Origin of the sequence: Streptomyces noursei (genome assembly GCF_016917755.1) — a bacterium.
In the GTDB taxonomy this organism is placed as follows: domain Bacteria; phylum Actinomycetota; class Actinomycetes; order Streptomycetales; family Streptomycetaceae; genus Streptomyces; species Streptomyces yunnanensis.
This window is the reverse complement of sequence record NZ_CP070326.1, coordinates 8,656,293-8,669,316: the sequence shown is the minus strand read 5'-3', so window position 1 is coordinate 8,669,316 and position 13,024 is coordinate 8,656,293. Positions and strand designations below refer to the sequence as shown.

The 13,024-nt window shown below is 67.8% G+C and carries 11 protein-coding genes and 2 pseudogenes; 10 read left to right on the top strand and 3 right to left on the bottom strand.

What is annotated here, in order from left to right; genetic code table 11:
* Positions 1-364: 364 nt before the first annotated feature.
* Positions 365-1,312, top strand: a pseudogene (locus JNO44_RS45370) (recombinase family protein); the annotation flags it as partial.
* A gap of 72 nt (positions 1,313-1,384) precedes the next feature.
* On the opposite strand, the gene JNO44_RS44130 reads toward JNO44_RS45370, so the two are convergent.
* Positions 1,385-1,975 carry a hypothetical protein gene (locus tag JNO44_RS44130; protein ID WP_240167840.1) on the bottom strand — a complete coding sequence of 197 codons (591 nt, stop codon included), beginning with the start codon at positions 1,973-1,975 and terminating at the stop codon, positions 1,385-1,387.
* Between the two features lie 52 nt (positions 1,976-2,027).
* Between JNO44_RS44130 and JNO44_RS44125 the strand changes: the two are divergent.
* Both JNO44_RS44125 and JNO44_RS37690 read left to right on the top strand, forming a co-directional pair.
* Positions 2,028-2,324 (top strand): annotated as a pseudogene (locus JNO44_RS44125) (DUF4442 domain-containing protein); the annotation flags it as partial.
* A 314-nt stretch (positions 2,325-2,638) separates the two neighbouring features.
* On the top strand, positions 2,639-3,304 hold the full coding sequence (locus JNO44_RS37690; protein ID WP_039630154.1) for a DedA family protein: 666 nt from the start codon (positions 2,639-2,641) through the stop codon (positions 3,302-3,304).
* Positions 3,305-3,438: 134 nt separating this feature from the next.
* On the opposite strand, the gene JNO44_RS37685 is transcribed toward JNO44_RS37690, so the two are convergent.
* Positions 3,439-3,648, bottom strand: coding sequence for a hypothetical protein (locus JNO44_RS37685; protein ID WP_039630152.1), 210 nt, complete (start codon positions 3,646-3,648; stop codon positions 3,439-3,441).
* Between the two features lie 92 nt (positions 3,649-3,740).
* On the bottom strand, positions 3,741-5,672 hold the full coding sequence (locus JNO44_RS37680; protein WP_205368502.1) for an ATP-binding protein: 1,932 nt from the start codon (positions 5,670-5,672) through the stop codon (positions 3,741-3,743).
* A gap of 296 nt (positions 5,673-5,968) precedes the next feature.
* Here JNO44_RS37680 and JNO44_RS37675 point away from each other — a divergent pair, with 296 nt between their 5' ends.
* From JNO44_RS37675 to JNO44_RS37645, 7 genes are all read left to right on the top strand, one after another.
* Positions 5,969-6,982, top strand: a complete 1,014-nt coding sequence (locus JNO44_RS37675; protein WP_205368501.1) for an alpha/beta hydrolase — start codon at positions 5,969-5,971, stop codon at positions 6,980-6,982.
* Positions 6,983-7,686: 704 nt separating this feature from the next.
* Positions 7,687-8,901 (top strand): sensor histidine kinase, encoded by a 1,215-nt coding sequence (locus tag JNO44_RS37670; protein ID WP_205368500.1) that lies wholly within the window; start codon positions 7,687-7,689, stop codon positions 8,899-8,901.
* Positions 8,898-9,311, top strand: coding sequence for a roadblock/LC7 domain-containing protein (locus JNO44_RS37665; protein ID WP_205368499.1), 414 nt, complete (start codon positions 8,898-8,900; stop codon positions 9,309-9,311). The genes JNO44_RS37670 and JNO44_RS37665 overlap by 4 nt, the downstream gene beginning before the upstream one ends.
* A complete protein-coding gene (locus JNO44_RS37660) occupies positions 9,308-9,688 on the top strand; it encodes a DUF742 domain-containing protein (RefSeq protein ID WP_205368498.1) in 381 nt (126 codons plus the stop codon). The genes JNO44_RS37665 and JNO44_RS37660 overlap by 4 nt, the downstream gene beginning before the upstream one ends.
* A complete protein-coding gene (locus tag JNO44_RS37655) occupies positions 9,663-10,253 on the top strand; it encodes a GTP-binding protein (protein WP_067344430.1) in 591 nt (196 codons plus the stop codon). Before JNO44_RS37660 ends, JNO44_RS37655 begins: the two co-directional genes overlap by 26 nt.
* Before the next feature lie 10 nt (positions 10,254-10,263).
* On the top strand, positions 10,264-11,628 hold the full coding sequence (locus JNO44_RS37650) for a cytochrome P450 (RefSeq protein ID WP_205368497.1): 1,365 nt from the start codon (positions 10,264-10,266) through the stop codon (positions 11,626-11,628).
* Positions 11,629-11,850: 222 nt separating this feature from the next.
* Positions 11,851-12,990 (top strand): cytochrome P450, encoded by a 1,140-nt coding sequence (locus tag JNO44_RS37645; RefSeq protein ID WP_240167838.1) that lies wholly within the window; start codon positions 11,851-11,853, stop codon positions 12,988-12,990.
* The last annotated feature ends 34 nt before the right edge of the window (positions 12,991-13,024 follow it).

Genomic DNA, 13,024 nt, shown 5'->3' with positions numbered 1-13,024 from the left:
AAGCAGCCACGGCCCTCACCTGGGCGCCGAGACAGAACGTCCACGGCCGTCGGCGACACCGCGGGTGGTTTCTGGCAAAAGACCACAACGGAAAGCACCAAAAGCGAATGTGATCCGAGTGCTGCTTCCTGCGGAGCCGCCATCGATTACCCCCTGTGCTGCAGGCATTCTGCTGCGCATCATTCTTGAGGAATATCGGCGTGAGCAGATTACTCAAGAGGCGTCGACCGGTTGGCTTGGAAGGAGATGAGAGGCCACTTCCCGGCGTTGCTGGCGCTCTGCATGAGATTCAGCTACGACAGGGACACCCGATGTTCCCGCCCACGGTCATTCCATCGCATGGCCGGACAACTTTGGAGCCATCATGGTTAATTTCGCCTTCGCTGGGCGCGTTTCCAGAGAGGACCTGCAAGACCCTGACGCCTCACGCGCCTGGCAGCGTCACCGAGCCGAAGCCCTCATCTCATCGGTGAACGGGGTGATCACAGACGAGTATTTCGACATCGGTCAGACTCGCGCCCTGCCGTGGCAGCGCCGACCGCGAGCCACCGCGTTGCTGAGTGAGCTGAAGAATCCTCACCGCGGTTTTGATGCAGTCGTCATCGGTGAACCGCAGCGCATGTTCTATGGGAATCAGTTCAGCCTGATCTTCCCGCTCTTCCAGCATTACGGGGTGCCGCTCTGGGTTCCCGAGGTCGGCGGCGCGGTCGACCCTGGTTCCGACGCGCATGACCTGCTGATGTCCATCTACGGTGGCACATCCAAAGCCGAGCGTAATCGCATCAAAATCCGAGTGCGTGCGACGATGGAGGCACTGACCGCCACCGAAGGACGGTTCCTAGGTGGTCGTCCCCCCTACGGGTACCGTCTGGTAGACGCAGGTCCACATCCGAATCCGGCGAGAGCTGCCGACGGAAAGCGGCTCCGCCGACTGGAGCCTGATACTGCGACAGCACCGGTGGTCAAGAGGATCTATCGAGAGTATCTCGCCGGCAAGGGGTTGCACGCCATCGCTGAGGCGTTGATCCGCGACGGTATCCCATGCCCATCCCGATACGACGTTGACCGTAATCGGCACCGGAGTTCGGCCGCGTGGTCGAAGAATACGGTGAAGAAAATCTTGGTGAACCCTCGATACACGGGACATCAGGTCTGGAACCGTCATCGGAAAGACGAAGTTCTGATCGACGTCGAGGATGTCACTCTGGGGCATCGAAACAAACTCATCGCTAATGCGCCCGACAAGTGGATTTACTCGATGGAGCGGATGCATGAGCCTCTGGTGCCGAAAGGGATCTTTGAGGAAGTACAACAAAGAATGGTAAACCGTCGAGACGGTGCCGTTGCCGAACGAAGCCCACGTGCGAGCTCTCGCCCTTATGTCCTACGTGGAATGTTGCGCTGCAGGATCTGTAAGCGCAAAATGCTGGGAGCTGCCAGTCATGGTCGGCTGTACTACCGTTGCGTCTATCCAGGAGAGTACGCCAAAGCCACTGGGGTGGATCACCCTCTGTCGATCCACTTGAGGGAAGAACTGATCGTACCGCCGCTCGATACCTGGATTTCGACAGCTTTCGAGGAGCCCCGGCTCAGCGAGACTCTCGGCGAGATGGTGCGGGCACAGCGGACATTGGCCGAAGATTCGGTAGTCGCCGACGAGGCTAGGCGCACGATCCATGTCATCGAGCAGAAACTCGCCCAGTACCGGGCTGCGCTCGATGCCGGGGCGGACCCAACGGTCGTCGCCGAATGGATCGCCGAAGCACAACGAGACAAGCGCCTGGCGGACCAGCGGTTGGCGCGACGGCTTGACCCGACAGCAGAGCGTCTGACGGTTGAGGAACTCCGCCGGATCGTAGCCGATCTCGGCGACATCAAGGGCCGACTCTGCCGCGCTGATCCTTCTCGGAAAGAGGAGCTGTATCGGGAGCTGGGACTGGAGCTGTACTACGACGCCAGGACACGTGTGCTCCACGTTGAGTCACGTCCGGCGCCCGCGTCCCTCGTGTGGTTAAGGACACATCCCCGGCGCGATGTTCACGCTGGCCGAGTCCGCCAGTGGCGCGATCGTGATGACGGCCTTCGGCGATCAGCTCGGCCGCGCCGTGCCGTTGGCCGTGGGTGCCGAGATCGGCTACAAGAAGCTCGCCATGGGGGCGGTCACCGCCACCGCCGAGCTGGGCCGCCCGATATCCGAGGTGATCGCCGAGCTGGACGCCGGGGGGCGCCCGGAGTTCCCGGTGAAGGTCGAGATCACCCGCGACAAGGACGGCGCGATCACCGGCGAGATGACGATCGTGTGGACGCTCCGCCCCAATCAGTGAGGCTGCTGAGCGAGGCTGCGGCCCGACGGTGACCGTGGGTGAGCGGATGGGGCCACCCCGCTGAGGCCCTCCGCCTCGGCCGTTTCGGGTCGGAGCGGAACTTTGACCGGTGTTGAGGCGTCTCCATAGGTGTCGTCGCGAAAGCCACCGCTCGTTCGGGGATTCGTGATCCTCGTTCGGGGATTCATGATCGGGACGATCCGGTCGAGTACGCTTCCCCGGCGCGCCGATGCGGCGCGCCAGGGAAACGACCGACCGGTGCCGCGGCACCGGGCAACGGCCCATGGGGCCCTACATCAGCGGAGGAAGCGGCCTTGCACATCCAGGAGTGGCTGGCGACGGTACCCGCCGTGAGCGTCTACCTCCTTGTGGGGTTGGTCATCGGGCTGGAGAGCCTGGGCATTCCGCTGCCCGGTGAGATCGTCCTCGTCAGCGCGTCGATCCTGGCCGCGACCCAGGACCACATCAACCCCTATGTGCTGGGTGCCTGTGCCTCCGCCGGCGCGATCATCGGTGACTCCATCGGCTACATGATCGGTCGCAAGGGCGGCAAGCCGTTGCTGGCCTGGGCCGGCCGGAAGTTCCCCAAGCACTTCGGTCCGGACCATGTCGCCATGGCGGAGGCGAAGTTCGAGAAGTGGGGCATGTGGGCCGTGTTCTTCGGCCGCTTCATCGCGCTGCTGCGGATCTTCGCCGGTCCGCTCGCGGGCGTGCTGAAGATGCCGTACTGGAAGTTCCTGATCGCCAACATCCTCGGCGGCATCATCTGGGCCGGCGGTACGACCGCGTTGATCTACACCGTCGGCATCGTCGCCGAGCCCTGGCTCAAGCGCTTCTCGGTGTGGGGCCTGGTCGCCGCGGTGCTGTTCGGCATCGGGTCGTTCCTGCTGATGAAGCACCGGGCGAAGAAGGCGGCCGCGGCGCGCGAGGCGGCGGCGGTCGAGGCCCAGGCCCCGGTCGCCGCGACCACGCGCGACTGAGCCGGCGGCCGGCGCACGCACACGGCGCCCCGGATGTCCTGACGTGGACGTCCGGGGCGCCGCGCTTTTCCCGTGCTCGGCCCGGGGGACGGAAGGGGATCCCGTTGTTGTGGCACCCGCCCGCTGGGTGCCCGCTACGGCATCTGCCAGGTGTCCGGCCCGCCGTCGCGCCACTCGATGACGCCGGTGTCCTCCCAGACGAAGCGTGCGGTGGAGAATCCGGCCCGGCGAAGGATCGCGGCCACGTCGCCGGGGCGCAGTGCCCGGCCCAGATCGTGTCCGTGGAGCGTGACGCGGCGGCCGCCGGTGGACGGCGGATGCACGATGACGGGGGCACGCTTCATGCCTCCAGGATGCGACGGCCCCGGCGGCTTCGCATCCCGAGCGCAGTTGCCGCGTCACGTACGGTTCCGGTCCCGAGGTCGATGGCGTGGGCTCACGGCCCGGTGCGCGGCCGGGAGAAGAACGGACGGTCGTCGGGGTCGGGGTCGGCACGGCGCCACCAGCGCGGCTCGCCGCCGGTCGGGCGCACCGGGGCGGCGGTGCGGACGCCGCGGCGCAGCCCGGCCAGCATGGTGCGGGCGCCCACGATGAAGAGCGGGTCGCCGATCAGCTTCTTGGCGACCAGGGCCTTGCGGCAGGCCCGGAGCGCGGCGGCCGGGTCGCCGTGGGTGCGTTCGATCAGCGCGCGGGCGTAGAGGATCGTGGAGTGCAGCCAGAAGTCGCTGTCGGCGTGGCGGGATTCCCAGGCGCGGCGGGCCGCGGTCCGGGCCCGGGACGCGTCGAGCGGGGCGAGGGCGAGGGCGAGCAGGGCCCAGCTGTGGGCGGGGCCGGGGCCGAACCACGGGTCGCGGGAGGAGTGTCGGGCGGCCTCTTCCAGACAGGCCACGGCGGTCGCGGTGTCCTCGCGGTGGAGCGCGAGGACCGCGTGTGCGTGGGCGATACGGGCCAGGCCGTCGGCGTCCGCGTGCATCACGGCTGCCTGCCACGCCTGGGCGAGCAGGGGTCCCGCGGCGGCGGGGGCGTTCTCCTGGGCCGCGAGGTAGCCGGCGAGCCACAGGGCGCGGGCCCGGAGCGCGGTGTCCTCCTGGGCGAGCGGGAGCAGTCGGTCCAGGTGGGCGCGGCCTTCGCGGCGGAAGCCGCAGGCCGCCCACTGGAACCACAGGGAGACCGCGATGTCCAGGGCGCCGAGTGCGTCCTCGGCATCCAACGGGGGCCGGGTCAGCGCCGCGTCGAGGTGGTGCTGCTCGTCCTCGACGAGGCGGACGGCGAGTTGCTGGCCGGTGCCCTGCCAGGTGATCTGGGCCTCGGCCGCGAGGGCAGCGCACCCCTGCCGGAACCGGCGCAGGGCCCCGGCCTCGTCGCCGGCCTCGCGCAGTCGGAGCCGCCCGAAGTCGCGGGCGCCGCGCGGAAGCCGGTAGCGGGGCGGCAGCGCGGTACCGGAGCCGGGGGCGCCCGCGGCGTCGCGTACGCATTCGAGGACGGAGGCGGTGCGCAGGCGTTCCAGGGCGTCGCCGACGGCGGCTGCAGAAACGTCACTGCTGGCACAGACGCACTGCGCGAGCCAGGGGTCGAAGTCGCCGGGGAGGGCCGAGAGGCGGGCCCAGACCCGGCGGTCGAGAGGGGAGCAGAGGGCGTAGCCGGCGGCGTGCGCGGCGTGCAGCGAGGTGTGGCGGGTGGTGGGGGAGGGGCCGGAGAAGTGCAGTGGGCCGTCCGCGTCCAGCCGGGCGGCGAGTTGGGCCAGCGTCGTCCGGTCCAGCTGCCGGGCGGCCAGTTCGATCGCCAGCGGGCAGCCCTCCAGCGCCCGGCACACCGCGACCAGCAGCTCCGGGGCGGCGGGGCCGGTGCGCGCGGCGAGGAGTTCGACGGCCGGTCCGGCGATGCCCTCGCCGAGGGTCACCGGCAGCGGGGCGAGGCCGACGGTCCGTTCGCCGGGCAGCCCCAGCGGGCGGCGGGCCGTCGCCATGATCCGCAGTGCGGGTTCGGTCCGCAGCAGCCGGCGGACCAGGGCCGCGCAGGCGTGGAGCAGCGGGTCGCAGTCGTCGAGGAGGACGATCATGCGGTGGGCGCGGCAGTGCCGGGCGAGTTCTTCGACGGTGCCTGCCGGCGGGAGGCCGGCCGTGCGACGGAGGGCGCCGGTCAGCTCGTCCGCGGTCAGTCCGTCCCAGCAGGCGATCCGGACGACGGTGCCCGGGTGGGCCGCGGGGTGCTCCTGGAGGACGGCCCGGGCCAGCAGGCTCTTGCCCACCCCGGCCGGTCCGGTGAGCGTGACCGGCCCGGGCCCGCCCAGCAGCCCGGTCACCTGCTCGTGCTCAACTGCCCGCCCCACTACGGCGGGCAGCGGCTCGTGATCGGCCCACGCGGTCATCGGTCATCCCCAACCACGGCACAGCGCCGTGCACTTCCCTAGGAACGACCCACGATGCCAGAGCTGACCGTGGGGCAAACAGCGGATGGGCTGCACCGTTAGGGGGAAACGTGTTCGGCGCGCTTGACGTGGGTGTTCGTCTTCATGGTGATACAGATCGGTAAACCCCAGGTCACGAAGGGCGGGGGCGGCGTTCGGCAGCGGCCGGGTCGATCTTAAAGTGGTGCCTTTCGACCGGTTTCGCGGTGGCACCGTGGTGTCCCGGCCGGCCCCAAGTGCCTGAGGAGATCGTTCCGATGAAGTCCCTGCGCGTCCGAGCTGCGGTGAGTGTGGTGGCCTTGGGGCTGCTGGCCGGATGCGGCGGGCCGGGGCAGGACGTCGTGGACGCGTCGAACGTGCCCCGGCTGCGGGCCCGTACCGCGGACGCGCTCAACGGTCGGCCGCAGGTGGTGATGCCGCGGGGCCCCCGCTCGGTGTTCACCACCTACCGCGCGACCGGGGAAGACGGCACCAAGGTGGTGCACACCAAGTGGCACGGGCGGGTGTCCGGCTACACCGGGGACATGTGGGCCTGGGTGCCGCCGCAGTACAACCAGGCCAAGTACGCCCGGAGCGGCTTCCCGGTGCTGATCGCGCTGCCTGGTGCCTGGGGGTATCCGTCCAACTACTGGACGGATGCGCCGTTCGCGCTGGAGGAGCGGCTGTCGGAGTGGGCGAAGGAGGGCAAGACGCTGCCCTTCATCCTGGTGATGCCGGTGCTCAATCCCCGCAAGACGTACTACGACGGCAGCGACATCCCGGGGCAGCCGAAGATGGGGAGCTGGCTGACGCGGGACGTGCCGGAGTTCGCCCGGACCAACTTCCGTACGTATGCGACGCGGGACGGCTGGGCCTTCATGGGCTCCTCGTCGGGCGGGTTCGCGGCGTTGAAGGCGGTGCTCAAGGAGCCGCAGCGGTTCAAGGCGGCGATCGTCAACGGTCCCGACACCGCTCCGGACTCGCCGCTGTGGAAGGGGCACCCGGCCGAGAAGCTGGCGAACGACCCGCGGCATCTGGCGCGGCAGTTGGCGGCGCGCGGCGGGCCGCCGGTCTACCTGGCCTTCGAGCTCGGGAGCAAGGAGGACGCGGTGCCCGATGTGAAGCGGTTCATCAGCGGTTACACCGGCGGGGTCCGCGGGCCGATCCACTCCACGCTCTTCGAAATACCGGATGGTGTGCACAGCGGTCACACCTACATCAAGCGGATGCCCGAGTCGCTGCACTGGATCAGCGAGCAGATGCAGGGGCCGGTGGCGGCACCGTCCGTCTGACGGTCCGTCGGCCGCGGTGCGCGGCGGGCCCGTTGGTGGGCGGCGCGACCGGGGTGGTGCCGAGGTCCGAGGACGCGCCGGTCGGCCTCGGGCCGTTTGACGCCGCCGTTGACGCCGTGCGGGACGCGGTGTGTTGACGGCGGCCGCGGCCTGCGCGCGGAGGGGCCGCTGCGCGCCGCTCCTCGCGGGACGCCGGCCCGCGGGTGACGGTGCGGGGTGCGGGCGCGGCGACAAGATCGCCTGCGTGCACGGTGTTCTGAATCAGCGATCCGGCCTGCGGTTTCGTGGTGTGTTGCGTTCGTTGCCGGGCGGTGGCGAAGTGCTAGCGGGTCGTCAGGAAGCGACCCAACCGGTTGCGCTCGGGAGCGGCGCCGGGAGCCAATGGCCCCAAAGGGAACCTTTGTTGAATCTCCGTCAGGTGTCAGAAGGTTACGGATCGCTGTTGGACTACCGTCGATGGCGTGATGCTAAGATCATCGCACTTGCCAACCGGGTAGTCACCTGCTATGGCAAAAGTGAATTCCGCGTATCAGCCTGAGAAAAACGCCACCCCGGGGAGAGCTATGCCATTATCCGGGCCTTCAGAGGCTTTCTGGCAGGCGACTGTGCGCGGCCGTTCGTCGAGTGTCTGGGGCCGCGTTTGAATATCCACACGGCAGCCGGGCACACGGCACCTGGTGGCTTCGTCATCCGAAGAGAGACCTATGACGCAATATCTCCAGGACCCAGCGCTTTGGGCATTGGTCGCTGGTACCCCTGTCGCCGCTACCGCGATTATTCGTGGCCGAAAAAAGATATCGGAGCTTAGAAAAGAAAAGCTTGAACTGAAGCAGCACTACGCCCAACTGGAAGAGCACTATGCGGAGGCCGTGGAGGAGGCCAAGGATCGCGCCGAAGAGGCCACCAAGAACACTCTGAAGGCCGCCATGCGGACCCTCCAGGGTCTGGCGAGCGAGCAGCAGCTGACGATCTCCAAACTTCAGGAGACATACGGCGAGCATAGGATTCTCCAGGATCTGCTCGATATCGACCACATGAACTCGCAGTTCGCGCGGCGCGCTCAGTCGATCGCCGTGCTCTGTGATGGATGGCTCGGTCGGCGCCGTAATGACGCTTCGCTCTACGACGTAGTCCGCAGTGCAAAGGGACGCATTCGTCACTTCACTCGCGTCGAGATCCGCTCGCAGAGCAATTTCGCCATCGTGAGCCGCGCCGTCGAACCGGTGGCGCTGGTCCTCGCGGAATTGCTGGACAACGCCACCAGCTATTCCGCGCCGGAAACGGTGATCGAAATCAACATCCGCCCGGTACCCAAGGGCGTGTGCATCGTCGTCGACGACGCCGGTGTCGGCATGAACGAGGAGGAAAAGGCTCGGGCCGGCCAGCTGCTTTCCGGCGGCAATGCGGCCAGCGTTTCCAGTCTCGGCAACCCGCCGCAGTTCGGTTTCACGGTCATCGGTGTGCTCGCCGCCCGCTACGGCTTCACGGTCTCGGTCGACTCCACCTCGCCGTACGGCGGTGTGCGCGCGGTCGTCCTGCTCCCCGACGAGTTGCTCACGTCCCTGCACGAACCCGAGGAGGCTCCTGCCGTGGCTGCCGCGTCCACCCCGTTGCCGCCCGAGAATCCTCCTGGTCAGCAGGGCGCCCCGCTCCCGGGGCGGCACCGCGCGACGGCACCGCCGCCGAGCTTCGGCGACTCCGGAGCGGACGCTCCGGCGGCGTCCGAGACGACCGCCGGCGGACTGCCGAAGCGCCGCCGCCGTGGCGCTATTTCGATCGTGCCGCCGGCGGCCGAGAGCACCCCCACTCCGGCTCGCGACAGCGCCCGGACCGCGTCCGCCATGGGCGCGTTCCAGCGCGGTACGCAATCGGGCCGTCGTTCCACCCAAGCAAGCAGTGAAGGGCATGAGGTTCCGTGAACTACGATCTGTCGTGGATGCTTGACAGTGCGCTGGAATTGCCTGAAGCACAGCATGCGATCCTCGTCTCCGCCGACGGCCTGCTGATGGCCCGTTCGAAGGAGGTCGGCCGGGACCACGCCGATACCGTGGCCGCCGCGATGAGTGGTATGCAGTCGCTGAGCCGAACGGTCGCTGATTTCTGCAACAGCACCGGTCCCGGGGTACGCCCGCAGTGGCGGCAGACGCTGGTGGAATTCGACCACGGCTGGGTCTTCCTCATCTCGGCCGGCGAGGGTGCCTATCTCGCGGTGTCGGCGTCGCCCGACGTCGACATGGGGGAGATCTCGTTCCGGATGCAGCAACTGGTCGGCCAGCTCGGCAAGGCACTGACCAGTCCTCCGCGTGAGAGGGCCGATATCCAACCATGACGACCGATGACGAGCCGGAGCTGGTACACGAGGCAGCGGAATTAGTACGGCCGTACGTCATCACCAACGGCCGGGACCTTGTCGACGACAGCGCCTTCTCGCTGCTGACACTGGTCACCGTCGCTCAGGAACCACCCCGGACCAAGCCGCTCGACCCGGAGAAGCAGAGCCTGTTGGAGCTGTGCGCCGGGGGTTTTCTGTCGATCGCCGAGATAGCCGGGCACGCCGGGCTGCCGGTGGGCGTCGTCAAAATTCTGGTGTCCGATCTCACGGAGGAGGGCCATCTCTATGTGCGCGCGCCCATCCCCAGCGCTCAGCTTGTCGAACGGCAAATCCTGGAGGAGGTGCTGAATGGGCTCCAGGCTCGCTTTGGATGACGGGGTGTACCTGCGGAACTCGGTGCAGACCGCGGCGAAGATCCTCGTCGTCGGGCACTTCGCGGTGGGTAAGACCACGTTCATCGGAACCCTGTCGGAGATCCCGCCGCTGCGCACCGAAGAGGTCATGACGCAGGCCAGCGCGGGCATCGACGACCTGAGGGCGGTGCCGGAGAAGACCACGACGACCGTCGCGATGGACTTCGGCCGGCTGACGCTGAGCGAACGACTGGTCCTGTACCTGTTCGGAACTCCCGGTCAGCAGCGTTTCGTTCAGGTATGGGAGGACATGACGCGCGGGGCCCTCGGGGCGCTGATCCTGGTCGACCCGCAGCGACTTGAGGAGTCCTTCCCTGTCATGGACCTGGTGGAACACTACGGCATCCCGTACGCGATCGCGGTGAACCGTTTCGACGGGACTCCGGAGCATTCGTTCGACGAGATCCGGGAGGCGCTCGATCTGCTCCCGGAGACGCCGGTCGTCCATTGCGATGCGCGTGACCAGAAATCGTCGGCAGATTCTCTGATCACGCTGGTCCGCTATCTCCAGTCCCGCCTCAACTAGGAGTGCATTGATGCAATCTCAACCGGAATTCCAGACTCCACCGCCAGGTTGCCCGGCGCATGCAGATGGCATGAGCACGTCCCTGCACGGCCCGGAATTCGCCGCCGCCCCGCACGCGGTCTACACACGGCTGCGACAGTACGGTGCGACCGCCCCGGTCGAACTGGCCCCCGGCGTCGAGGCGGAACTCGTCACGGACTACGCCACCGCGCTGCAGATCCTGCAGAACCCGGACACCTTCGCCCGTGACCCGCGCCGCTGGCGCGCGCTCAACGAGGGCCGGGTGCCCCTGGACAGCCCTGTGCTGCCGATGATGATGTACCGGCCGAACAGCATGTTCTCGGACGGGGCCACTCATCTGCGGCTGCGTCAGGTGGTCACGGACAGCCTCGCCAAGGTCGATATGCACCGGGTCGCCCGGCACGTCGACCGGGTCGCGGCCTACCTCGTCGACCAGTTCAGCATCCGCGGCAAGGCCGATCTCATCGGCGACTTCGCGCAGGTCGTGCCGCTGCTGGTCTTCAACGACCTGTTCGGTTGCCCCGCGGAGCTCGGCGACCGGCTGATCGTCGCGATCTCCAGCCTGTTCGACGGCATCGACGTGGAGCGGGCCAACGAGGAGATGGCCGGGGCGCTGTTCGAGCTGGTCGCGCTGAAGCGGGCGCTGCCGGACGAGGACATGACGTCCTGGATGATGCAGCACCCTGCCAAGCTGACGGACGAGGAGATGGTCCATCAGCTGGCGCTGCTCATCGGGGCGGGCACCGAGCCGGTGCAGAACATCATCGGCAGTTCGCTGCTGCAGCTGCTGTCCGAGGAGCAGTTCGCCGACGGTCAGCACGGTGGGGGCGTGCTGGTCGAGGACGCCATCAACGAGGTGCTCTGGAACAGCCCGCCCATCGCCAACTACGCCGCGCACTACCCGACCCGCGACGTGGAGGTCTCCGGGAGCAGGCTGTCGGCCGGGTCGCCGGTGCTCATCAGCTTCGCGGCGGCCAACGCCGACCCGACCCTGTCGGCCAGTCGGCAGACCTTCAGCAAGCGGGCCCACCTCGCGTGGGGTGCCGGGCCGCACGCCTGCCCGGCCAAGGATCCCGCGCTGCTGATCTCCATCCGGGCGATCGAGAAGCTGCTGAACACCCTGCCCGACATCGAGCTGGGGGTTCCGCAGGAGACGCTGACCTGGCGGCCGGGTCCGTTCCACCGCGCGCTCAATGCACTGCCGGCCCGGTTCACCCCGATACGGGCGGACCGGCGTTCCTCCGCGGCCCACCCCGCACAGCAGGCCGCGCAGCCCGACGGTTCCGCCCAGGAGCAGGGCAAGCGCAGGAAGAACGGTTGGTGGAGTGGATTCCTGAACTGGTGGAAGGTGTGAGCTTTGTGACAGCGTAGATGTTCAATCCTCGCATAAACGTTCACGCGGAGGGGTATGCAGCGCTGGCGATTACTGTGTGATCTTCTGGAAAGGGAGTCGCCCGTGGAGCCCGCCCTGGCTACCACCTCCGTCGACCGACGCAGTGTGGTTGCGCTTTTCTCTCGACTGCGTTCGGCGCGAGGGCAAGCGAATCCGTTGCCGTTCTACACGCAACTCCGGGCCATGGGAGAAATGGTTCCGGCGCCGTGGGGCGGGCACGTGGCGACCTCGTACCGGCTCTGCCACCAGGTGTTGCGGAGCCGGGACTGGCGCGTCCCGGACAGCGGCTGGCGGGCCGCTCAGGTCGATGCGGCGCGGTGGCACGCGCCTGCTTCGCGGCAGATGGGTGCCACGATGCCGATGCTCAACCCGCCGCATCACACGCGGATGCGGCGGCCGTTGGGAAATGTTTTCGACCGCACCTCGCTGCAGCGCATGCAGAAGTCGGTCAAAAAGAACGCGGACCGGCTGCTCGACAATTTCTTCGAGGAACTCCACGGCGGCACCGCCGATTTCTGCGCGATGGTCGGCGACGAACTGCCGATTATCACTGTCGGTGAATGGCTGGGGCTGCCTTCCGCGGATTTCCCGCTGCTCCGTACGCTCACGCACGACCAGGTGCACACTCAGGAACTCTTCCCCTCGCCGAGTCAGCTCGCCATTTCCGATTCGGCCACCCGGAGTTTGCGTGAGTACTTCACCGGTCTGATACGAGAACGTCGAAAATCCGCGGGAGACGATCCGGTGTCGTCCTGGATCCGGATGTGGGACGAGTTCGAGGCCGACCAGGACGCCGCCGACGAGGCCGTCTACGCCCTGGCGCTCTTCATGGTCCTGGCGGCGCTGGAGACCACCTCGCACCTGCTGACGAGCCTGGCGTGGCTCCTCCTGGAGCACCCTCGGCAGCTGGACTGGCTGCGCATCAACCCCGAGCACATACCGGGCGCGATCGACGAGACGCTGCGCTACGACGCCCCGATCCACATGATCAGCCGGATCGCCCCCGAGGACACCGAGCTCGCCGGAGTACCCGTCCGCCAGGGCGAGATGGTGCAACTCATGGTGGGAGCCGCACACCACGACCCGGAGCAGTACGCCGCTCCCGAGGTCTTCGACATCCGGCGCAAGGCGCCGCACTTGAGCTTCGGCGGTGGCATCCACTACTGCCTCGGCAACGCACTGGCCCGTATGGAGGCCGATTGCGTCCTGTCTTCGCTGCTGCGGGGCCTGCCCGGCCAGGGGCTGCAGGTCGCCGGCACCCCCACCTGGGCGCCGCGGGTGGCCTTCCGCCGACTGATGGAACTCCCGGTCGTCCGTGCCTGATCGAGGGCATCCCCCGCAGGCAGCGTGGCTCAAC